The sequence below is a fragment of the Listeria swaminathanii genome, from assembly GCF_014229645.1.
GTDB lineage: Bacteria > Bacillota > Bacilli > Lactobacillales > Listeriaceae > Listeria > Listeria swaminathanii.
On the sequence record NZ_JAATOD010000003.1, the window covers coordinates 1 to 22,069 of the forward strand.

18 protein-coding genes are annotated in these 22,069 nt (G+C 39.9%); all 18 read right to left on the minus strand.

Annotated elements, in window-relative coordinates:
• Positions 1–482: 482 nt before the first annotated feature.
• A complete protein-coding gene (gene lysS, locus HCX62_RS09795) occupies positions 483–1,979 on the minus strand; it encodes a lysine--tRNA ligase (protein ID WP_185638870.1) in 1,497 nt (498 codons plus the stop codon).
• Between the two features lie 114 nt (positions 1,980–2,093).
• Positions 2,094–3,089, minus strand: a complete 996-nt coding sequence (dusB, locus tag HCX62_RS09800) for a tRNA dihydrouridine synthase DusB (protein ID WP_014931093.1) — start codon at positions 3,087–3,089, stop codon at positions 2,094–2,096.
• 75 nt (positions 3,090–3,164) lie between these two features.
• Entirely contained in the window at positions 3,165–3,644 is a 480-nt protein-coding gene (gene folK / locus HCX62_RS09805) for a 2-amino-4-hydroxy-6-hydroxymethyldihydropteridine diphosphokinase (RefSeq protein WP_185638872.1), read from the minus strand.
• Positions 3,637–4,011 carry a dihydroneopterin aldolase gene (folB, locus tag HCX62_RS09810; RefSeq protein ID WP_185638874.1) on the minus strand — a complete coding sequence of 125 codons (375 nt, stop codon included), beginning with the start codon at positions 4,009–4,011 and terminating at the stop codon, positions 3,637–3,639. The genes folK and folB overlap by 8 nt, the downstream gene beginning before the upstream one ends.
• Positions 4,012–4,024: 13 nt before the next feature.
• A complete protein-coding gene (gene folP, locus HCX62_RS09815; RefSeq protein ID WP_185638876.1) occupies positions 4,025–4,840 on the minus strand; it encodes a dihydropteroate synthase in 816 nt (271 codons plus the stop codon).
• 898 nt (positions 4,841–5,738) lie between these two features.
• On the minus strand, positions 5,739–6,665 hold the full coding sequence (gene cysK, locus HCX62_RS09820) for a cysteine synthase A (RefSeq protein ID WP_012984736.1): 927 nt from the start codon (positions 6,663–6,665) through the stop codon (positions 5,739–5,741).
• Between the two features lie 115 nt (positions 6,666–6,780).
• Positions 6,781–7,665 (minus strand): Hsp33 family molecular chaperone HslO, encoded by an 885-nt coding sequence (hslO, locus tag HCX62_RS09825; protein ID WP_185638878.1) that lies wholly within the window; start codon positions 7,663–7,665, stop codon positions 6,781–6,783.
• 15 nt (positions 7,666–7,680) lie between these two features.
• Positions 7,681–8,460 (minus strand): type III pantothenate kinase, encoded by a 780-nt coding sequence (locus tag HCX62_RS09830; RefSeq protein ID WP_185638880.1) that lies wholly within the window; start codon positions 8,458–8,460, stop codon positions 7,681–7,683.
• Between the two features lie 115 nt (positions 8,461–8,575).
• The gene (gene ftsH / locus HCX62_RS09835) at positions 8,576–10,645 is read right to left on the minus strand and encodes an ATP-dependent zinc metalloprotease FtsH (RefSeq protein WP_185638882.1); all 2,070 of its coding nucleotides are present in this window, start codon (positions 10,643–10,645) and stop codon (positions 8,576–8,578) included.
• Between the two features lie 345 nt (positions 10,646–10,990).
• A complete protein-coding gene (locus tag HCX62_RS09840; RefSeq protein WP_185638883.1) occupies positions 10,991–12,937 on the minus strand; it encodes a bifunctional tRNA lysidine(34) synthetase TilS/hypoxanthine phosphoribosyltransferase HprT in 1,947 nt (648 codons plus the stop codon).
• A 107-nt stretch (positions 12,938–13,044) separates the two neighbouring features.
• The gene (locus HCX62_RS09845; protein ID WP_003718298.1) at positions 13,045–13,473 is read right to left on the minus strand and encodes a S1 domain-containing RNA-binding protein; all 429 of its coding nucleotides are present in this window, start codon (positions 13,471–13,473) and stop codon (positions 13,045–13,047) included.
• A gap of 150 nt (positions 13,474–13,623) precedes the next feature.
• Positions 13,624–14,010, minus strand: a complete 387-nt coding sequence (locus tag HCX62_RS09850; RefSeq protein WP_185638885.1) for an FtsB family cell division protein — start codon at positions 14,008–14,010, stop codon at positions 13,624–13,626.
• Between the two features lie 227 nt (positions 14,011–14,237).
• A complete protein-coding gene (locus HCX62_RS09855; RefSeq protein ID WP_003740380.1) occupies positions 14,238–14,504 on the minus strand; it encodes an RNA-binding S4 domain-containing protein in 267 nt (88 codons plus the stop codon).
• 35 nt (positions 14,505–14,539) lie between these two features.
• Complete coding sequence (locus HCX62_RS09860; RefSeq protein WP_185638887.1) at positions 14,540–16,129, minus strand: putative polysaccharide biosynthesis protein; 1,590 nt, start codon at positions 16,127–16,129, stop codon at positions 14,540–14,542.
• A gap of 30 nt (positions 16,130–16,159) precedes the next feature.
• Complete coding sequence (mfd, locus tag HCX62_RS09865) at positions 16,160–19,699, minus strand: transcription-repair coupling factor (protein WP_185638889.1); 3,540 nt, start codon at positions 19,697–19,699, stop codon at positions 16,160–16,162.
• A 115-nt stretch (positions 19,700–19,814) separates the two neighbouring features.
• Positions 19,815–20,375: an aminoacyl-tRNA hydrolase gene (gene pth, locus HCX62_RS09870; protein WP_008946616.1), complete on the minus strand. Its 561-nt coding sequence runs from the start codon at positions 20,373–20,375 to the stop codon at positions 19,815–19,817.
• Between the two features lie 106 nt (positions 20,376–20,481).
• Positions 20,482–21,066: a GNAT family N-acetyltransferase gene (locus HCX62_RS09875; RefSeq protein ID WP_185638891.1), complete on the minus strand. Its 585-nt coding sequence runs from the start codon at positions 21,064–21,066 to the stop codon at positions 20,482–20,484.
• Between the two features lie 89 nt (positions 21,067–21,155).
• The gene (locus HCX62_RS09880) at positions 21,156–21,779 is read right to left on the minus strand and encodes a 50S ribosomal protein L25/general stress protein Ctc (RefSeq protein WP_003722740.1); all 624 of its coding nucleotides are present in this window, start codon (positions 21,777–21,779) and stop codon (positions 21,156–21,158) included.
• Positions 21,780–22,069 lie beyond the last annotated feature (290 nt).

The window sequence follows — 22,069 nt, forward strand, 5'->3', positions numbered from 1 at the left end:
GTTCGTCCTGAGCCAGGATCAAACTCTCTTTAAAATATAAATTGAATTTGAATACTTATTCAACACCGTGAATAAGATTCCTTGCGTCAAATTGACTTCGCTAGCAATTAAATTACTAGTTTGTTTTTGTTGAAAACAGCTTTCTGTTTTCTGCCCTGCGATTACCAGTGAGACTTTACGTCTCATTGCTTTTCGTCTTCTTCTTTGTTCAGTTTTCAAAGGTCACTTTTTCTTCTTCGTTGTCTTTAGCAGCAACTCTTATATCTTACTCTATCTAGTTATCAAAGTCAAGATGTTTTTTCAAAAAAATTTAATTTCCTGAATCGCATTTTGTATTTGTTTAACTGGAACGTTTATAAATATATCATGTTTTTATAGGTATTGCAAGCATATTTTAAGAAAAAGTTTCTCTTTGGCAAATTTGTTTTTTTCTGAGAAAACAACAAAATCCAGAACCGATATTATCAGCTCTGGATTTTTTATTAATCACGGTGTTTCATAGTCGGGAACAACAGGATATCACGGATAGATGGAGCGTCTGTTAATAGCATTACTAGACGATCTATACCTATACCTAATCCACCTGTTGGCGGCAAACCATATTCTAAAGCTTCAAGGAAATCTGCATCCATTCCGTGTGCTTCGTCATTGCCTTGTTCACGTTCTTTCATTTGTGCTTCAAAACGTTCTCTTTGATCAATTGGATCGTTTAACTCTGAGAATGCATTTGCGTGTTCGCGTCCAACGATAAATAATTCGAAACGATCAGTAAAGCGTTCATCTTCTTTGTTTTTCTTAGCTAAAGGAGAGATTTCTACTGGGTGGCCGTATACGAATGTTGGTTGGATTAGTTTTTCTTCTACGTATGTTTCGAAAAATTCGTTGAGAATGTGACCGTATGTCATGTGTTCCGTTACTGGTACATCATGTTTTTTAGCTAGTTCGCGAGCTTCTTCATCAGAAGTTACATTCCAAAAATCTACCCCTACATACTCTTTTACAGCATCAGCCATATGGATACGGCGCCAGTTTGGAGTTAAGTCTACTTTGTATTCGCCGTATGTTATTTCTGTTGTTCCGTTTACTTGTTTACATACAGTGGATACTAAACCTTCTACTAAATCCATAACATCTTCGTAATCTTCGTATGCCGCGTAGGATTCTAGCATTGTAAATTCAGGATTATGGCGTGTAGATGTTCCTTCATTACGGAAAACACGTCCGATTTCGTATACTTTATCCATCCCGCCAACGATTAGGCGTTTTAAGTGTAGTTCTAAAGCAATTCGCAAGTACAGTTCCATATCAAGCGCATTATGGTGTGTTATAAATGGTTTTGCCGCAGCTCCACCAGCAATTGTATGAAGTACTGGAGTTTCTACTTCTAAGAAACCTTGGTTATCCATGTAATCACGAGTGTATTTAAGGATTTTACTACGCATTACAAAACGATTTTGACTTTCTTCGTTTGTGATTAAGTCTAAGTAGCGTTGACGGTAGCGTTGTTCTACGTCTTTTAAGCCATGATATTTATCAGGAAGTGGGCGTAATGATTTAGAAAGCAAAGTGAATTCTGTTGCTTTAACCGAAAGTTCGCCTGTATTAGTACGGAAAATAGTTCCTTTAATACCAATAATATCTCCTAAGTCAGCTAATTTGAAAACTGCGTATGCATCTTCGCCGATAGCGTCTTTACGGATATAGATTTGTAATTGATGGAAACGGTCTTGAATATGTGTGAAGCCTACCTTACCTTTGACACGCTTCGTCATAATACGACCTGCTACAGAAACTTCGATAGCAGCTTCTTCAAGTTCTTCTTTTGATTTATCAGCGAATTTTGTTTCAAGTTCTTCCGGGCTGATGGAACGGATGAATTTTTCGCCAAAAGGATCTATGCCTTCTTCGCGCAATGTGTCCACTTTTTCGCGACGGACGATGAGTTGGTCATTTAGTTCTTCATGATTCTCGTTACTCATATAGGTACACTCCTATTCTATTCATTTCTACAGATGTTTCCATTATACGCTTTTTTGGTCTTGTTTTTCTAGTATAAATTTAAAAATTGCCCCGAAATCTCGAGGCAACAATAATTAGTCTTGTTTCGCTAATGCTTTTTCTTCATATTGGAGAACAAATTCATTTAAAATTGCTTCCATTTCTGATTGTTTTGTCGCTTGGTTAGCAGCCACTTTTGCACGGGTGCTTCCACGAGCTCCTTTTAGATAGTAAGCTGCGTGTTGTCTAAATTCACGAACTGCGATGTTTTCTCCTTTTAACTCGACTAAGCGGTTTAAATGTAGCATGGCAGTTTGCATTTTTTCGCGTGGTTCTGGTTCTGGGAGAAGTTCGCCTGTTTCTAGGAATTTCACTGTGCGATAAATCATCCACGGGTTCCCAAGTGCAGCGCGGCCGATCATTACGCCATCTGCACCTGTATGTTCTAGGATTCGTTTGGCATCTTCTGGTGTTCTTACGTCACCATTGGCCATGAACGGGATTTTTAGTTCGCATTTTACGTCTCTAAGTACGTCCCAGTTCGCGCTTCCTTCATACATTTGCACACGAGTACGTCCGTGCATTGCAACTGCAGCAGCTCCTGCACGTTCAGCGGCAAGTGCGTTTTCGATAGCAAAGACATGTTCTTCGTCCCAGCCGATGCGCATTTTCACTGTTACTGGCTTATCAACAGCATCCACTACAGCAGCTACCATGTCGTACACTTTATTTGGATCAAGTAGCCATTTTGCCCCAGCTTCACATTTGATAATTTTATTTACCGGGCAACCCATATTAATATCAATAATATCGGCTGTTGTGTTTTCAGCTACGAATTTCGCGGCTTCCACAAGCGTTTCTTTCTCGCCACCGAAAATTTGTAGGCTCAGTGGTTTTTCTTTTTCATCAATATATAGCATATCAAGTGTTTTAGCATTACGGTAGGCGATTCCTTTGTCGCTAATCATTTCACAGCAAACGAGGCCTGCTCCGAATTCTTTGACTGTTAGGCGGAATGCGGAATTGGATATACCGGCCATTGGCGCCACAACTACTTGGTTCTTAATTTCTACGTTACCTATTTTAAACATTAATGGTAAACCCCTTCCTCTTAAATTGCGCTAGTGATATGTTATCATAATTATGTTTTTCTGCAAGTGCCAATTTTACCAGTTGACTTGATTTTTTATTTTTCGAACGCCTTGTTTTTCTAAAATGGCTGGATTCTCTAAAAGAGTGCTTTTTTCTGGTGAAATTTCTATTAGCGGAATCATGACAAAGGCGCGTTCTTTCATATAAGGATGTGGGATTTTCAGCTTTTCTGTGTCGATTTTAACATCATCATATAGTAGAACATCAATATCGATGAGGCGCGGGCCCCATTTAAACAATCGAACTCGCCCCAATTCAAGTTCGAGCGCCAGGCAAAAATCTAGTAAATCAACCGGTGTAAAATTGGTTTCGACTTCTGCTGCGATATTTAAAAATGCGGCTTGGTCCTCATAACCCACTGCATCCGTCTCATAAACACTCGACACCTTGGTGATTTTAATTTGTTCTGAAGCAGCTAATCCTTGTATAGCATCATTTAAATTATCTAGACGTTCACCAATATTTGTGCCAATCGATAGAAACGCTTTAGCCATTCAAATCACTTCTCTTACGCTCGATTTCAACAGCAACGGAATCATAATGCCCCGGAATTGGTGGATTGGGTTTAATAAGCTTTACAGTTACTTCTTCTAAAAGTGGATAACCAACTAAAACCTCGCTGGCGATTTTTTCTGCAAGAGCTTCAATTAGCTTAAATGGCGTTCCTTCTACGATTTCTTTTACTGTTTCATATACTTCTGCATAACTGACTGTATCATCAACGCTATCTGACATTCCTGCTTTTTTGGTAGAAAGTCCAAGAATTAGCGACACTCTGAACGTTTGTCCTAATTTTGTTTCTTCTGCTAAAACTCCGTGGTATCCGTAAAACACTAACTCATTTAAATAAATTTTATCCAATTAAAGCACCTCTTTATAAGTTTGTAATATCTAATTTGCCGGTAATTGCATCTGTCATCCGAACCATGCGCGCAATTGGAAGCACATCATGCACGCGAGTAATCGTACAACCTTTTGCAAATCCGTAAACTGTCGTTGCGCCGGTTCCTTCCATTCTATCTTCCGGAGTAGTTCCAAGGACAAGACCGATAGTTGATTTTCGGCTCGTTCCGAGTAAAACTTCATAGCCAAGCGCAACAATTTCATCGATGCGTCTTAGCACTTCTAAATTCTGAGCTGGCGTTTTTACGAAGCCAAAACCGGGATCAAGAATAATATGTTTGTCTGGTACTAATGCCGCTTTAGCAATCGCAACACTTTCTAATAAGTCCTTTTTTACATCTTCTAGAAAATTGTCGTATTCGGCGTTTTCGCGATTATGCATTAAACAGATTGGCACACCATATTTTGCAGCAACTTCCGCGATTTTCGGTTCTTTTTTCGCACCCCATTGATCATTTATCATATCAGCTCCTGCTAAAATAGCTTGTTCTGCTACTTCGGCACGCCAAGAATCAACAGAAATCCATATATCAGGGAGTTTCTCTCTAACCACTTTGATGACTGGGATAATTCGCGCGAGTTCTTCTTCGGGGGTTACTTCCGAAAAACCTGGGCGCGTGGAAATTCCGCCAACATCAATAATTGCAGCGCCGTCTTCCGCCATTTGCAACGCTCGAGCCAACGCTTCTTCCACTTGCATATATTTTCCACCATCCGAAAAAGAGTCTGGTGTAACATTCAATATCCCCATGACCATACCTAGGTGATCCCTTTTCCACTTCTTCAAGCATAAACACCTCTTTCCGAGATTTATTATAGCAGAATTCAGTGATTTTAGCGCACAAAAAAACCGATGCGGAAAAGGGAGTAAACCGCATCGGTCAAAAAGGGAGTTTGGGATCTTCATTCTAAAAGGGGGGGGAGAAGAATGAAAATGTTTTGCTTGTTGTTAGCTTATGACTATATATTAACCAAAATTTTGGTGGATATACTGTGATTTTTGTTAAAGTTTCATGAGATTTCCCGGTTTTTCTTTTCATTTTTTGTATTAAAAAAACCAGTGTGGAAAAAGGGAGTAAACCACACTGGTCAAAAAGGGAGTTTGGGATTTTCATTCTAAAAGGGGAAAGAATGAAAATGTTTTGCTTGTTGTTAGCTTATAACTATATATTAACCAAATATTTGGTGGATATACTGTGATTTTTGTTAGAGTTTCATGAGATTTCTTGGTTTTTATTTTCATTTTTTTGTATTAAAAAACCAGTGTGGAAAAAGGGAGTAAACCACACTGGTCAAAAAGGGAGTTTAGGTTTTTCATTCTAAAAGGGGAAAGAACGAAATGTTTTGCTTGTTGTTAGCTTATGACTATATATTAACCAAGTTTTCGGTGTATATACTGTGATTTTTGTTAAAGTTTCATGAGGTTTTCCGGTTTTTATTTTCATTTTTTCGCATGAAAAAACCAGTGTGGAAAAAGGGAGTAAACCACACTGGTCAAAAAGGGAGTTTGGGATTTTCATTCTAAAAAGGGGAAAGAATGAAAATGTTTTGCTTGTTGTTAGCTTATGACTATATATTAACCAAGAAAAGAAAATTTCTGCTGTGCATTTGATTAGAAAATAGTAAGAAATGTATTTATTTTTTTTCATAAAAAAAGAACCTAGCAGAACTAGGCTCTTCGATTATTAGTCTTCAAAATTATAAAGTGGTGTGCTCAAGTAGCGTTCGCCGTTACTCGCAACGATAGCTAGTACTTTTTTGCCAGCGCCAAGTTCTTTTGCAAGGTCAAGGGCTGCTTTAATAGTCGCTCCGGAAGAAATACCTACTAAGATACCTTCTTTTTTCGCTACTTCGCGTGCTGTTTCTAGGGCATCTTCACTTGATACTTTTAGAATGCCGTCATACACTTTTGTATCTAATGTATCTGGCACGAAGCCAGCGCCGATACCTTGGATTTTATGTGGAGACGGGGATCCGCCGCTAAGTACTGGGGATTCTTCTGGTTCAAGCGCATAGATTTTTACATCAGGGTAGTTCTTTTTAAGTACGTGTCCTACGCCAGTTACAGTTCCGCCAGTCCCTACTCCTGCGATGAAAGCATCTAAGCCATCTTTCCCAAAAGCTTCAACGATTTCCGGACCAGTTGTTTCTTCGTGAACTGCTGGGTTTGCTGGGTTGTGGAATTGTTGTGGGACGAAATAGTTGTTTTCTTTAGCTAGTTCTTCTGCTTTTGCAATTGCGCCTTTCATGCCATCTGGTCCTGGTGTTAACACTAATTTTGCACCGTAAGCTTGAAGTAATTTGCGACGTTCTAAGCTCATTGTTTCCGGCATTACGAAGATTGCTTGGTAACCTTTTGCAGCTGCTACCATCGCTAGGCCGATTCCTGTGTTCCCGCTTGTTGGCTCAATAATTGTATCGCCTGGTTTTAATGCACCTGATTTTTCAGCGTTTTCGATCATCGCGTTAGCAATACGGTCTTTTACACTACCACCCGGATTTTGGAATTCTAATTTTACGTATACGTCTGCGCTACCTGCTTCTGGTAAACGGTTAAGTTTCACAATTGGTGTCTTTCCAATTAAATCAGTGATTGAATTTGCAATTGTCATTATTAAAGCACTCCTATCTATTTTAGGTCTTTCATCTAGTTTAATTAATTCCGACCTGTTTTGTCAAGTTTAATCTCTTTTAAAAAGGAGCGCCCAGTTAGGCACCCCTTTTTTATTATTTTGCTTCTTCGTAAAGTTCTTCTAATTCTTTTTCTGAGAAATCATATGTGTTTCGGCAAAAATGGCATTCTGCTTCTGCGCCGTGATCTTCTTCTATCATGGAGCGGATTTCTTCTTTGCCAAGGGAGATTATCGCGCTACCGAAACGTTCTTTGGAGCAGTTACATTCAAATGATACAGGGATTTTTTCTAAAATTTGTAGTTTTTCTTCGCCACCTGCTAGTTTAGCTAGAATGGATTCCGGTGTTTCTCCTGCTTCAATCATTCTTGAAACTGTTGGCAAGGCTGTAAGGTTTTTTTCGATTTCGTCAATGACTTCATCCGTTGCGCCGGGAAGTAGTTGCAGCATGAAACCGCCTGCCGCTTCAATTGTATCGTCTGGATTAACAAGCACTCCAACGCCTACTGATGAATTGATTTGTTCGGATGTTGCTAGGTAATATGTGAAGTCTTCGCCGATTTCGCCGGAAACGATTGGTGTTTGGCCTGTGAAATTTTCGCCAAAGCCTAGATCTTTTACGACTGAAAGCATACCGGATGTGCCAACGCCACGGCGAACGTCTAGTTTTCCAGCCTCATTTAATTCACTGAAATGGACGTGTGGATTTGTTACATAGCCTCTGATTTGGCCTTGCGCGTTACTGTCTGCTACGATTGAGCCAATTGGGCCGTCGCCTTCGATTTTTACAGTGATTTTTTGGTCTTCTTTTTGCATTGCGCCAAGGAAGAGTGTTCCTGTCATCGTTCTACCAAGTGCGGCAGATGAGACGGACCATGTATCATGTCTTTTTTGTGCTTCTTTGATTGTTTCGGTTGTTACTGCTGCATATACACGCGCCATGCCATCGTAGGCTAACGCTTTAACTAAATAATCGTTCATTATATAAAACTCCTTTTATTTTTCTGTAATTGGTTTATTTCTTCTATATAGAAGTTCTAGCCCTTTCAATGTTAAAAATGGGTCTAAAATGTCTACTGCGGAAGATTTTTCTGTTATCATCCGAGCCAGCCCTCCTGTTGCAACTACTACAGGACTTGTATTGGCTTGTTTTTTCATTTCTGCGATAATTCCTTCGCATTGTCCGACAAAGCCATAAAAGATTCCGGCTTGCATAGATGCCACGGTGGATTTTCCGATGATTTGACTTGATTCAGCAATATCTACACGTGGGAGTTTGGCGGCACGGTTGTATAAGGCTTCGGTTGAAATCATAATACCTGGGGCAATTGCGCCTCCTTGGTATACTCCAGACTCATCAATATAGCAAAATGTGGTTGCTGTGCCAAAATCAACTACGATAACTGGCGTACCATACTCTTCTGATGCAGCTACGGCATTTACGATTCGGTCTGTTCCAATTTCGCGCGGATTATCGACTTTTAGATTGATGCCGGTTTTTATTCCTGGACCAACGATTAATGGTCGGATATTAAAATAGCGGACACACATGGTTTCCATTGCGTGCATGATTGGTGGAACAACGGACGAAATAATAATCCCTTGAATATCAGAAGGAGTTAAATTCGCATATGAAAAAAAGTTCAAGACTGTCATTCCTAATTCATCGGATGTGCGGTGACGATCTGTTGTCATCCGCCAATGTTTTAGCAGTTTTTGTTGTTTGTAAACTCCGACAGTACAGTTAGTATTCCCAACGTCAATTACAAGTATCATAAGTTTAAATACCGTCCTTTAGAAGATTTTTCTAACGTATCATAACATGTTTTACTTAAAAATCCGAATAATATAGCTTCAAAAAAGAGACTGGGAAAGCCCAGCCTCTTTGATTTTATTCGTCTTTTTTATCGTTTGGCGTTTGCTCAATGTCTGGAGCATCTTCCGAAGTTACTTCTTTTGGTTGTTCTTGTGTTTCTTCGACTTTTTCTTCTTTCAAGTCTTGTTTTTCTTCTTCAAAAGATTTACCTACTTCTTCGTCTTTTTCGGAAGGATATTCAGCTTCTACGTCAATCGTATCGATATCTGGAGGCATTACACCATCATCAAATAGGGAACGGATTTGGCGAGCGTCTAATGTTTCTACTTTTAGTAATGTTTCCGCGATAAGTTTATGTTGTTCTTGGTGTTCTGTGATGATTGTTTTAGCGCGGTCATAACAGTAGCGGATTAAGCTTTGAACTTCTGTATCGATTTCGTAAGCGATTTTATCGGAATATCCTTTGTCGCTACCAAAATCGCGGCCCATGAATACTTGGCCATTGCCAGAAGTGAATTGAAGCGGTCCAATCTTATCGCTCATACCCCATTCAGTTACCATGCGGCGAGCAAGTTCAGTTGCACGTTCAAAGTCATTACTTGCACCAGTTGTTACTTCACCAAAAGTGACTTCTTCGGCTACGCGTCCACCAAGTAAACCAGTGATACGGTCCATTAACTCGGCTTTCGTCATTAGGAAGCGATCTTCTTTCGGTAACATTACGGCATAACCACCAGCTTGTCCACGAGGGACGATGGTAACTTTATGCACGACTTCCGCTTCATCAAGTACCATTCCGACGATAACGTGACCACCTTCATGATAAGCGACTGTGCGGCGTTCTTTTTCAGAGATAACTCGATTTTTCTTAGCTGGACCAGCAATTACGCGGTCACTAGCTTCATCGAGGTCACTCATGTCTATTTCTTTCTTATCGGAACGAGCGGCAACAAGTGCTGCTTCATTCAGTAAGTTTTCTAAATCGGCACCAGAGAATCCCGGTGTACGTTGTGCGATTGCTTTTAAATCAACACTTTTAGCAAGTGGTTTGTTACGAGCATGAACGCGAAGTACTGCTTCACGGCCTTTAACGTCTGGACGATCAACCATAATTTGACGGTCAAAACGGCCTGGACGAAGAAGTGCTGGGTCAAGTACGTCTGCACGGTTAGTTGCTGCAATAATGATGATGCCTTCATTGCCGCCGAAACCATCCATTTCAACTAGTAATTGGTTTAGGGTTTGTTCACGTTCATCGTGACCGCCGCCCATTCCAGCTCCACGTTGACGACCAACTGCATCAATTTCATCAATGAAAATGATACATGGTGCGTTTTTCTTCGCATTTTCGAATAAATCACGGACACGGCTTGCACCGACACCGACAAACATTTCTACAAAATCTGAACCTGAGATAGAGAAGAATGGCACGCCTGCTTCACCGGCAACTGCACGAGCTAGCAAGGTTTTACCAGTACCCGGAGGCCCTACTAAAAGGACACCTTTAGGAATACGAGCGCCAAGTTCCGCAAATTTGCGCGGATCTTTTAGGAATTCTACTACTTCAACAAGTTCTTGTTTTTCCTCGTCCGCTCCGGCTACATCTGTGAAGCGAACTTTCTTCTTATCGTCGTTGTAAAGTTTAGCTTTACTTTTACCAAAGCTCATTACTTTACCACCGCCGCCACCTTGAGACTGGCTCATTAGGAAGAAGAAGAGGATGAAGATAATTATAAACGGTACAATAGAAGTTAGGAATGTAACCCAACCACTGTTTTGTTTAGCAGGTACTATATTCGTTTTCACGTCTTCACTTTTGAGTGTTTTTTGCAAATCATCAAGTGAAGTATCGCTATTCAAAGCGTATGTTGTGAAAGCAGTGCTACTTGTTTTACTTTGGCCAAGACCGGTTTTTTTATCATCGGAACTTTTATCGCTTGATTTAAATTCCCCATTGATTGTATAAACACTACGGTCTGGTTGTATTTCTACGGATTTAACTTTACCATCTTCTAATTTACTCACAAATTCTGAATAGCTAATATCTTTGGCTGCCTCTTTGTTTGAGTTAAACGAAGAAACGATCCCGATAATAACAAGGAATATTATGACATAAAATATCGCATTTCTAAAAAACCTGTTCATTCCTTACCTCCTCCCACGCAAGAGCTTGGATTCTTACTTTCTCTGGACTTTTATCCCTTTAAAAGTTGTTTTTGACTAATAGCAGATTTAGAAACAATGTTTTCTTCCCCTGATTATTAAAAACATATCCGTTTCGCTTTTCTCTTACGAAGTTATTCTATTATTAATATAGATTTTTTAATATTTATTGATACTATTTTCACCTTCGAAAACTAAGACTAATGATAGCATACCGAATCTCGATTGCCCACTATTTTGCATGTTTGGTATGAATTTTTTGTTTTCGTTTTCTGAAAAGCTATCTACTACATTTTAACAAAATATAGTTCTGTTTGTTAATTAATTTCACTCGCTGTAAATTTCTGGTTTTAAAATGCCGATATATGGAAGATTGCGGTAACGTTCCGCGTAATCTAAACCGTATCCGACAACAAATTCATTTGGTACGACAAAGCCTACATAATCCGCTTCAATATCTACGTTACGTCCGGCTGGTTTATCAAGCAAAGTAACCAACTTAACTGATTTTGCTTTGCGGTATTTGATTAGGTCTACTAGATAACTAAGTGTACGACCGCTATCAATGATATCTTCAATTACAAGCACATCGCGACCCTCTACTGACGCATTAAGATCTTTGATGATTTTCACTTCACCTGATGATACTGTACCATTTCCGTAACTGGATACGTCCATGAAGTCCATTTCTAAGTATGTGTCTACTCTTTTAAGTAAATCAGTCATAAAAGGAGTTGCACCTTTTAACACCCCAACTACTAATGGGTTACGTCCTTCATATTCTGTTGTCAACTCACGACCGAGTTCACGAATTTTCTCTTGTAATTCGTCCTCCGATATCAGTACTTTCTGAATATCATTATGCATGCTCTCGTTTCCTCCTATATTTCGAGTGTACCTAATAATGTATTGCTTTTTGCTACGACTAAATTCTCGGTCATAGGCAGACTTTTTCACGCCGGGAACCCAAAGGATTTTTCCAGTGTAGTCTGTTATCACGGGTAAATTGTCGCGTTCTTGCCTTGGTATCTTGGCATCGATGAAAATATCTTTGAGTTTCTTGCTGCCTGCTTGTCCTTTCATCGTCATTCTATCACCGTTCACACGGTTTCGAACAATTAAAGGAAGTGTAATGTCACAAGCATCCAGTAGCATTCCATTTAGCCCATTTGTTTGAACAACGGAACTTTTTAACTTTAAACGGATACTTGTTTTACTATCTAGTTCAATGCGATCATTCAGTTCTAATTGATGATAAAACTCAGAAGGAGCATCTCTTTCTCCAAATTGAAAATGGAGTTTGTTGTAAGCTCTGTTTGCAGTGAGTTTGTTTGGTAAATCAATCGAGCTAGATGGATTGTCGCTTTGAATCATTTGGATAATCTGATATATGTGATTTACCGTAATAAAACGGGCATCTTCATTGTACAGATAACTCAATAGTAAATGAATTGCGCGGCGTTGTAAAGGATTCGCTTCATTTTTAAAGCTACTAAGTAAAAGTGTTGTCTGTTTGCCGTTTTTGATGAGGTTTTTCTTCAATAAATCACTCGCAAGTTCCTCCAAATATCGGAAGTCTTCGCTTGTTTCTTCTGAAAATCTTTCAAAGTGAGCGTAGACCGCTGGGTTTTCTTGCTGCAAAAACGGTAAAAGTTGCGCACGGTAGCGGTTTCTTGTGTATTCTTGGCTCGTGTTTGACTCATCTATTTCGTATGCTAATTCGTGTTTATTCGCATATTCGATAATTTCTGCTTTTGTAATTGGCAAAAATGGCCGGATTGCATGTCCACCTTTCACCTCGCGTTTCGGCTGTATGCCTGACCAACCGATGCTAGAACTTCCGCGAACGAGCCGCATTAGAATTGTTTCGATTTGATCATCCGCGTGGTGTGCGAGGACTAGTTTGTTAAGGCTATTTTCCGTCATTATTTTTTCAAAGAAATCGTATCTGACAATGCGAGCTGTTTCTTCAATCCCTTTTTGCAAAGTTTGGGATTTTTGTTTTACGTCTACTTCTTCCATGTAAAATGGGATATCGTGTTGGTCGCAAAAAGTTTCGACGAGGTGTTGTTCTTTGGCTGCGTTTTCTCGCAAATGATGATTTAGATGCGCGACGGAGATTGCTTCTTTTGGAACGATACCGCTTGTCCACAAAAAATGTAATAACGCCAAAGAATCCGGACCGCCAGAAACTGCTACAAGCAATTTATCGTCGGATCGGATTAAGTCATGTTTCTCGATATACTTATGTACTCGTTTTTTGGTGTCATCCATTCAAGAAAACCTTCCTTCGAAATTCGGCTCTCACATTTTTTATTAAAAAGTGCACCGTATTTAATGATCCAATACGGTGCATCTACATTACAATTAATTTTAGCGTATTAGCCGCGTTTTGCTCCTCGGCCGCCACGTTTAGATTCTGTTTGACGTTTGATAGTAGTTAGTCTTTCATCACTATCTTTCAAGAATTTAGACATTATATCTTCAAAGCTCTCGGCTGGTTTCACATAGTTCCCAGCAGGTTTTTTGCTGTATTTTGGCTTACGATCGTAACTTTTTTCTGGGCGGTCCGGACGGTCTACTGCTTTACGAATGGACAGACCAATCTTACCATCATCACCAATATTCATTACTTTGACAGTAACTTCATCCCCTACAGTTAAGATGTCATTAATGTCCTTAACATAGTTATCTGCTACCTCACTAATATGAACTAAGCCTGTTTTGCCACCTTCTAGCTCCACAAATGCTCCAAAATTAGTAATCCCAGTAACTTTACCTTGTAACTTGTTGCCTACTTCGATCGACATAAAAAAATGCGTCCTCCTTAAAATATCACTCTATTGCTTAATTATAGCTATAATAAAAAGAGTGTCAAACAGTCAAACTCATAAACTCCAAAAATACTCAACTCTATTTTCCCTTTGATTCTACCATGGAGAATGACGCTCGGCTCTGACTTACTCTTTTTGTTTCGAATTCTCTTCTGGAATATTAAAAATAATTTCTCCGTCTTTGGATAGATAATATTCGCTTCTCGCTAGTTTAGCTATGTACTCATCGTTATGAAGTTTCTTGATTTGATCGTTTAGCGACTCTTCTTCATCCTTCATTGCAACCATTTTTTTATCCACTTGCACTTGCTTTGCTTTTTTCTCTTTGAGTGTTAAAACTTGTTTGGTGTACGTAATGGTGAGTAGTCCACCCACTACAGCAAAGATAACAGCCATCAGAGCAAGTCTACGGAACAGGGCAACGCGGCGACGATTACGAGTTTTTTTCATTGTTGCGGTATCTTTTATGTAGCGATTTTCTATTCTCGCCACTTTTGATTCGGCTTTTTTCATATATCGTCCCTCCCATATTCTTATTTGCTTAATGTCTATGATTTTCGGTAGAGAAAAAAACGTTTCTTGCTTAAAATGATATCAATAAATCAGGCATTTGTCTATTGGAATCCGCTAATTTTGTGATATTTTTCTTGACTTTTTGACAAAAAATTGTTTATGTCCTGTCTTACCTAATAAAAAATCGTTTGAAATCGGCTAAATGATGCCATTTCAAACGATTTTCTTTATCTACTTTCGTCTGTGCGTTCTTCTTTAATAATCGTGTACATTTCTGTTGCTTGTTCTTTTTTTGCATTTTCTTCAAGTCGTTCAATTTTCGCTGTAACGATTTTTGGACCGAAACGAATAACTAATTCATCTCCAGATTTTACGTTTGTTCCTGGTTTCGCGGTGACGCCATTTACCGCAATACGGCCTTTTTCCGCTACTTCTTTTGCTACTGTACGTCTTTTAATTAAACGAGATACTTTTAAATATTTATCTAATCGCATGGTTGTTGCCATTTTATCCACCTACTTTATATTAATTATTTCCGCGCAACCAGCTTGCTAAGTGCGAGCAATTTGGAGCCGAACGGAAGAAAAACAAAATCTTTTGGACCGAGTAATTTATATCTTAGAGCAAAAATAAGGAAAATCCCGCCGCCGATTACGGCACTTACTATCGCTTGGAACGCACTGCCGAGCCTTGTTTCTAGTGGCGCTAACCATTCGAATAAGCACGGGAATATCGCCATTAGAGCGAGCGCGGCTAGTAGTCGGAGTAGCATTGTTTTTTCAACGAATGGTACTCGGATTGTTTGTTTTAATGAGGCGTAACAAATAATCAGGATGACCAGTAAGCCGATGCACGTCGAAATCGATGCGCCCATTGTCGCGAGCCTTGGAATGAGAAGGCTTCCTGTTATCCATTTTACAATAAGTCCTATTCCAACGCCAACTGCGGGTACGACGATTTTTCCGAAGCCTTGCAAAATGCTGCTTAACATGATGATAAGCGAGCTCAGGAAAACAGCGGGCATGAATAATTGCAAGACGAGCGTACCGTCTGGGGTTTGGAATAGCATTTGATTTAGCGGGCGCATGATGACGATGAGGCCAACTGTTTCTGCACCTGCTAAAATGAGCGTGATTTTAATTGCTAATAATATGGAGCGTTTGAGTTCTTTTTGCTGTCCTCGCACTCTTGCGGCTGTAATCATTGGAACAAGCGCGAGGGCGAGTCCGGTTGAGATTACAAGTCCTAATTGCAAGATTGGCTGGCCGCGGTCGTATATCCCTTTGAGTGACTTGGCGATGAAATCTGGAATTCCGGAGTCGCTCATCAAACGGTACACTTGGAAGGAATCGACTAATTGAAATAAAATCAACATCGAGCTAACTACACAAATCGCCACACTTTGGCGTAAAAACGCGCGACCGATGCCAATTTTTTCTTCTTTATCGGCAAATACAGCTGGTTGGATTCCTTCGCCAAGCGCTACTTTTTTATTGTAAAAGTGACGTAGAATGAAGATTCCGGACACACCACCAAAAAAGGCGCCGCTCATCGCCATCGAGCCAGCATCATATAAATCGAATCCGAAATGAAGCGCTAGTCCGGCCCCGATTAGAATTATTGCTACTCGAATGATTTGTTCGACGGTTTGCGAAATCGCGGTCGGTATCATATCGCCTTCTCCTTGGAAAAAGCCACGCATAAACGCGAGTTGCGGCATAAGTAGGAAAACGAAACTAATGACGCGAATTAATTCTGACAAGGCTGGGTCGCCCATCATCATCGCAATTACATTGGCAAACAGGAATAAAAAGGCGAATATCGCAACACTTACAAGTCGGAGCATCCGCGAAACTGCGCGCATAATAATTTGTTGCCGTCTGAAATCGCCTTCTGCTTCTGCTAACATTTTAGAAATGACAACTGGAAAACCGCCGAGCGCGAGCGTCATCGCAATCCCGTAAATCGGGTATACTTGTTGAAAAATATAGAAGCCAACATCGCCCACCATATTTTGAAAGGGTACGCGGTAGACTGCGCTAAGTATTTTAGAGATAAGCGAGGCAGCGGTTAGCCAAGCTGCTCCTTTCATTAGTCGCTTCATGGAACGTTCAGACATCCCGCCACCTCCTTTCTTCTTAATTACTTATCAATTTTCGGTAGATACTTTTTCTTTCATAGCACCACGAAGTTTTTCAGCCAAACTTTTGACTTGGTATAACCATTCTTTTAAAGGTTTATTTTGGACGTTGATGGTGATTTTAAGTTGTGTGCCTTCCATACCAACACCTACTGTTCTGCCAAATTCACCAATGATTTGCATAACGACATCACCGCGAATACCCGCCGTTCCACTTTCTGAAAACAGCATTGTAATTTTATTTTGTTCTTGTTTCACTGATTCGATGCCTACTTCTAGCGCGTGGACTTTAAGTTCAGTCATCGTAAATAGGTATTCTACTTCTTCTGGATATTCTCCAAAACGGTCAATCATATCGCCTTGTAAATCTTCTAGCTCGCTTAATACCTCGATGTTGCGGAAACGTTTGTACATCTCGATTTTTTGGCGACCATCAGTAATATAATATTCCGGAATATACGCATCGGCTTGAATATCGATTTCGACTGGGACGATTTGTTTTTGTTCTTCTTTTGGTTTTTTCGCTTCGATTGCTTCTTTAAGCATTTGCGAATAAAGGTCGAACCCAACGGAATCAATAAAGCCATGTTGTTGAGCTCCGAGGATATTTCCGGCGCCACGAATGGACAAATCGCGCATTGCGATTTTGAAACCAGAACCTAATTCGGTAAATTCTTTAATGGCTGATAAGCGTTTCTCAGCTTCCTCACGCAAAATTTTATCTTTTTGATACATGAAGTAAGCATAAGCAATTCTGTTCCAACGCCCTACCCGTCCGCGCAACTGATAGAGTTGGGAGAGACCCATTCGGTCAGCATCTTGAACGAACAGCGTGTTAACGTTTGGAATGTCTACGCCAGTTTCAATGATTGTTGTTGTTACGAGTACATCGAATTCCCCTTCAAGGAAACTTAAAATGACGGATTCTAATTCTGATTCGCCCATTTGTCCGTGCGCAGTTGCGACGCGAGCATCAGGTACCATCGCCGAAATTTCATCCGCTTTTTGGGTAATGGATTCGACACGGTTGTATAGATAATAGACTTGTCCATCACGCGCCAGTTCCCGTTCAATTGCTTCGCGCACTAAAACGTTATTTTGTTCCGCGACATATGTTTGCACTGGGAAACGGTTGGCTGGCGGGGTTTCGATAACAGATAGGTCACGAACGCCAAGCATGGACATGTGTAGCGTTCTTGGAATCGGTGTTGCAGTAAGTGTTAATACATCTATTTTGGAACGCATTTGTTTGATTTTTTCTTTATGCGTTACGCCGAATCGTTGTTCTTCATCGACAATAAGCAAACCTAAGTCTTGATACTCGATATCTTTTGATAATAAGCGGTGTGTGCCGACAACTACATCGACTGTACCATTTTTCATACCCTTTAATGTTTCTGTTTGTTGTTTTTTCGTGCGGAAACGGCTTAAAAGACCAATTTCGATTGGGAAACCTTGGAAACGTTCTTTCATTGTTTCAAAGTGTTGTTGCGCTAAAATAGTTGTCGGTACTAAAAAGGCGACTTGTTTGCCATCCATAATGGCTTTAAATGCAGCTCTTAGGGCCACTTCGGTTTTTCCGTAACCAACATCTCCGACTAAAAGACGATCCATCGGGCGCGGTCGTTCCATGTCTTTTTTGATTTCTGAAATTGAGCGCAATTGATCTTCGGTTTCTTGATACGGGAAAGCATCTTCAAACTCGCGTTGCATTTCGTCATCCGCGCTAAACGCATAACCTTTTTCAGCTTCGCGTTCGGCGTAAAGTTTGATTAAGTCGTCCGCAATATCTTGGACAGAAGCTTGTACTTTCTTTTTAACACGTTTCCATTCTGCTCCACCGAGTTTGTTTAGTCTTGGCGATTTCCCTTCTGCCCCAACGTATTTTTGAACTAAATCAAGTTGGTCAACAGGGATGAAAAGTTTATCTTCACCTTGGTAAACAAGTAGCAAGTAGTCTTTATGCACGCCGTTAATGTCTAGTGTTTCCATCCCGACATAGCGAGCGATACCGTGATTGACATGAACTACGTAGTCGCCAACTTTTAACTCAGAATAACTTTGGATTCGTTCTGCATTGGAAAGCTTTTGGCGTTTTTTCACCTTTTTGATTTTTTTATTAAAGAGTTCGGTTTCGCTAATAATCGCTACTTTGGCAAGCGGCAATTCAAAACCGTTCTGGAATGTTCCGATGACAAATTGAACCATTCCGTATTTTGGTACATCCGATTCTTCTTTTAAAATAGTGCTTTCCATATCGTAATCGGCCAATGTTTGCTGCATTTTTTCCGCGCGTTCTAAATTCGGCGCCAAGATAACTACTGCATAATTATTTTTATGCCAGCTTTCTAGCTCCGTTTTTAAAACATTCATTTGACCGTGGAATTGCTGCATTTGTTTATAAACGATGTTGGTCGTTTTCGATGCGCGCATACTCGCCATTTGTTTTTGGAAAAGAGATAAGTATATTTTCGGGGATTGATTTCCCTCTAATAATTTTTTGAAAGAATGGCTTACTTGCACGTCGCGAACTGTTTCCATACGACTTAACGTTTCCGTCTGCCACTCCGCTTCTTCCCGCTCTAAGCTTTCTTCCGTTTCCAAAATGCGCGCAAATTCATCAAGCAAAATGGCCGTATTTTTCGGTAAATAGTCGAAAAGTGAGGCTGGATCAGGATAAGCCAGACCGATATATTTAAAGAACATGTCTGGTTTCACGCCAGAACGTAACATTTCCAACTCTTCTTCTAAATTTTCAACGAGTGCTTGTTTATCCGCATCTTCTTTTAGTTCATTTAAAGTGAGCGTCATTTTCTTTTCCAAACGTTGAACGATGTCAGGATAATAACTTTGATCCAAAATGATTTCTGTTGCCGGAAGTAAACGGAATTCTTCCACACGTGTTGTCGAGCGCTGCGTTTCCACATCAAAGAAGCGAAGCGAGTCTACTTCGGTATCAAAAAGTTCTATTCTGATTGGAAATTCTTCTGTAATCGGGTAAATATCAATAATCCCGCCGCGAACGCTGAATTCTCCTGGGGTATTTACCATTCCGCTCATCGTGTAACCCATCGTCACCAATTTTTGGCGTAAAACATCTGGGTCAATTTCTTCTCCTTCCACAATGGAGATATTGAAATCTTTCCAAAGCGAAACTGGCGGAAGCATTTTTCTAAGTCCAGCAACTGGAACAATGACGATTCCCGGTTTTCCGGATAGCAAGAAATCAAGCGCTTCAACACGTTGACCACGAAGCTCCGGGCTAGAAATACTTAGCTCAGAAGAAATTAATTCATCTGCCGGGTATAAAAATAGGCGATCAACGTCCATTAATGAAAGTAAATCATCATATAATTTTTGCGCATGATATAAATTGTGCGTGACAAATACAACCGGTCGCTTTGACGCTCCTTCTACCACGCTTGCAAATAACGCACGCGAAGAACCTGTGAGCCCCGTGACAAGTTGTGCTTTTTCTTTTTCATCAAGCGCTTTTAAGACCGCTCGAATATCTTTTTGTTCATATATTAATTGTTGTAATCCTTTCAAGGGAAAACAGCTCCTTTTTTGTCAGAAAATTCATTCTACGGGGCGCGAGAGTAAATCACGCACCCGAAGAAAGACCGAAACACGTGACAAAAAGATTGCCACGCCTCGTCATTATCTATTTTTGATTGTATTTATTCATTACTTCTATAAATGGCGTTTGCGCAAAGTCTTCGATGGCATCCGCACTTTTTTGGATTGCTGCGATAATATCAGGTTGTTCGGCTTTAGGAAAATCTCCTAACACGTAGTTAATGACTTCGCCTTTTATAGGGCGACTCACACCAACACGAATGCGGTTAAACTCTTGTGTTTTAACATGCTGGATAATTGATTTCATCCCATTATGTCCACCGGCACTACCTTTTTGGCGTAATCTGATTTTCCCAACTGGTAAATCAAGATCATCATACACAATTACAACGTCTTCAATCGGTATGTTGTAATAGTCCATCAGCGGACGAATACATTCCCCAGAAGCATTCATAAAAGTGAGCGGTTTAACTAAAATCATTTTTTCGCCGCCGACATTAATTTCACTTGTCATACCATTAAATTTGGATTTTTTCCAAGGTGTTTGATGGCGGAAACTTAGCTCATCAACTACCATAAAACCGACATTATGCCGGGTACGTTCGTATTTTTTGCCCGGATTTCCGAGTCCTGCGATTAATTTCATAAAAGCTTCTCCTTACATGAACGAAACCACTTCACGAATGAACTGGTTTTTGTTTCGATGTTTTTTTGATTATAACATGGATTGCACTTGGTTGAAAGTTTTCCAACTATGCTTGGTGTTCAGCAATTTTATTTTCGATAATTTGCCATGCTGTTTCATTTTCATCTTGAAAATCTGCTGTTTTCCACTTTTCAGGCGTTTTTCCGATGTATTTTTCAAAACCGAATTTCTGGTATAAATAGATTGCTTGGTAGCTTCCGGTTTGCGTGGTTAAATAGACAAAATCATTTTTATTTATGCCGAGGATTTTGGATAATAAAGCTTTTGCAATGCCTTTTCCGCCGTGTGAATCAAGTACAGCAACCCAATGAATCCGGCTCGCCATTTCGCCAAATGTATCCCCATCCCAGATCATTGCTGTTCCGATAAGCTCACCGTTTGGCGCTTGCACAAAGACACAACGCTTGGCCAATTTCTCTTTTTCATTTCCAAATTCCGTTTCAAAACGAGCGCGAATACTTTCCATAGAGGGAACTTGACCGGTTTCCAGTTGCAATCTACACCAATCTTCTTCCAATCCTTCTTGATAGAAACAAAAAGAATATCCCGCCGGCAAATGAAACGCTGGATAATTTGTCGCGTCGTGATTTACCATCGCAACAGAAATATGTGGTACCGATTTATCAAGCATATAAACGCCTCCTTCTCGAAACTATTATACCAAAAAAAATGGAAGATATCGCAAATAAATGCGTATCTTCCATCCTTATTTATTAGAAATTATTCAACAGGCTCTTCATCTTTACCATGTACAGCTTCTGGTTCTGGCGCTTCCGTAGTCGTTGGTTCTTCTTCAGCACGTGGAGCAGAAACGGTAACAACTGTTTCTTCTTCCTCTGCTTGCACGACATAGTCTTTGTTTTCCGGAAGATCGTTCGTTGTTAAAACATCACCGATTTCTAATGAAGAAATGTCTAATTCAATTGTTTCTGGTAATTTTTCTGGTGTTGCTGAAACTTTTACGTCATGGATAATTTGTTGTAATACGCCGCCAGCCTTAACTCCGGGTGCATCGCCAACTAATACCACGCGAACATCGGTCTCAACTTCTTCATTCATATCAACCGCTAGTAAATCAACGTGTACTAAAACGTCTTTTAACGGATCCACTTGATATTCATGTAATAGAACATTTAATTTCTTGCCGTCTACAGTCACTGAAAATACGGCGTTTCGACCATTGTCACGAACTGCTTTGATTAATTCCAAAGAATCAACGGAAACTGGAACATTCTCTGATTTGTAACCATAAATAATTCCAGGTACTTTTCCTTCACTACGCAATCTCGTTACTTCTGAATGTTGCGTTGTTTCTCTTTTCTGGACCTCTAATGTTGTTGCCATAAAAAATCACTCCACTCATTCAATTTTGGTACATCTATATTATATCTACCCTTTAGAAAAATAGCAAAACAAAGGAATAGCCTTATTTTGATTTGTAAGGTTTATAATTCTCAATAAAAGGTAAACAGAAAATAGCGGTTGAACGCGAATGCAGACGCTTCCAAACTGTACTATAGCGTTTTCACAAAAACATTATAACAACTTTTTTAAATTTAGGACGTTCAACGCTTCACAAATGAAAAATACATGGTATACTGTACTAGTAAATAGATTTTTTATAGGAGGAATTC

Coding starts and splice junctions, on each gene's coding strand:
- HCX62_RS09880 (WP_003722740.1), bottom strand. CDS start 21,779: ATGGCAACAACATTAGAGGTCCAGAAAAGAGAAACAACGCAACATTCA.
- HCX62_RS09855 (WP_003740380.1), bottom strand. CDS start 14,504: ATGCGATTAGATAAATATTTAAAAGTATCTCGTTTAATTAAAAGACGT.
- HCX62_RS09850 (WP_185638885.1), bottom strand. CDS start 14,010: ATGAAAAAAGCCGAATCAAAAGTGGCGAGAATAGAAAATCGCTACATA.
- HCX62_RS09875 (WP_185638891.1), bottom strand. CDS start 21,066: ATGCTTGATAAATCGGTACCACATATTTCTGTTGCGATGGTAAATCAC.
- HCX62_RS09830 (WP_185638880.1), bottom strand. CDS start 8,460: ATGATACTTGTAATTGACGTTGGGAATACTAACTGTACTGTCGGAGTT.
- lysS (WP_185638870.1), bottom strand. CDS start 1,979: ATGAGTAACGAGAATCATGAAGAACTAAATGACCAACTCATCGTCCGT.
- HCX62_RS09840 (WP_185638883.1), bottom strand. CDS start 12,937: ATGGATGACACCAAAAAACGAGTACATAAGTATATCGAGAAACATGAC.
- dusB (WP_014931093.1), bottom strand. CDS start 3,089: ATGTTTAAAATAGGTAACGTAGAAATTAAGAACCAAGTAGTTGTGGCG.
- hslO (WP_185638878.1), bottom strand. CDS start 7,665: ATGAACGATTATTTAGTTAAAGCGTTAGCCTACGATGGCATGGCGCGT.
- HCX62_RS09845 (WP_003718298.1), bottom strand. CDS start 13,473: ATGTCGATCGAAGTAGGCAACAAGTTACAAGGTAAAGTTACTGGGATT.
- pth (WP_008946616.1), bottom strand. CDS start 20,375: ATGAAATTAATCGCAGGACTCGGAAATCCGGGCAAAAAATACGAACGT.
- folK (WP_185638872.1), bottom strand. CDS start 3,644: ATGGCTAAAGCGTTTCTATCGATTGGCACAAATATTGGTGAACGTCTA.
- HCX62_RS09860 (WP_185638887.1), bottom strand. CDS start 16,129: ATGTCTGAACGTTCCATGAAGCGACTAATGAAAGGAGCAGCTTGGCTA.
- ftsH (WP_185638882.1), bottom strand. CDS start 10,645: ATGAACAGGTTTTTTAGAAATGCGATATTTTATGTCATAATATTCCTT.
- cysK (WP_012984736.1), bottom strand. CDS start 6,665: ATGACAATTGCAAATTCAATCACTGATTTAATTGGAAAGACACCAATT.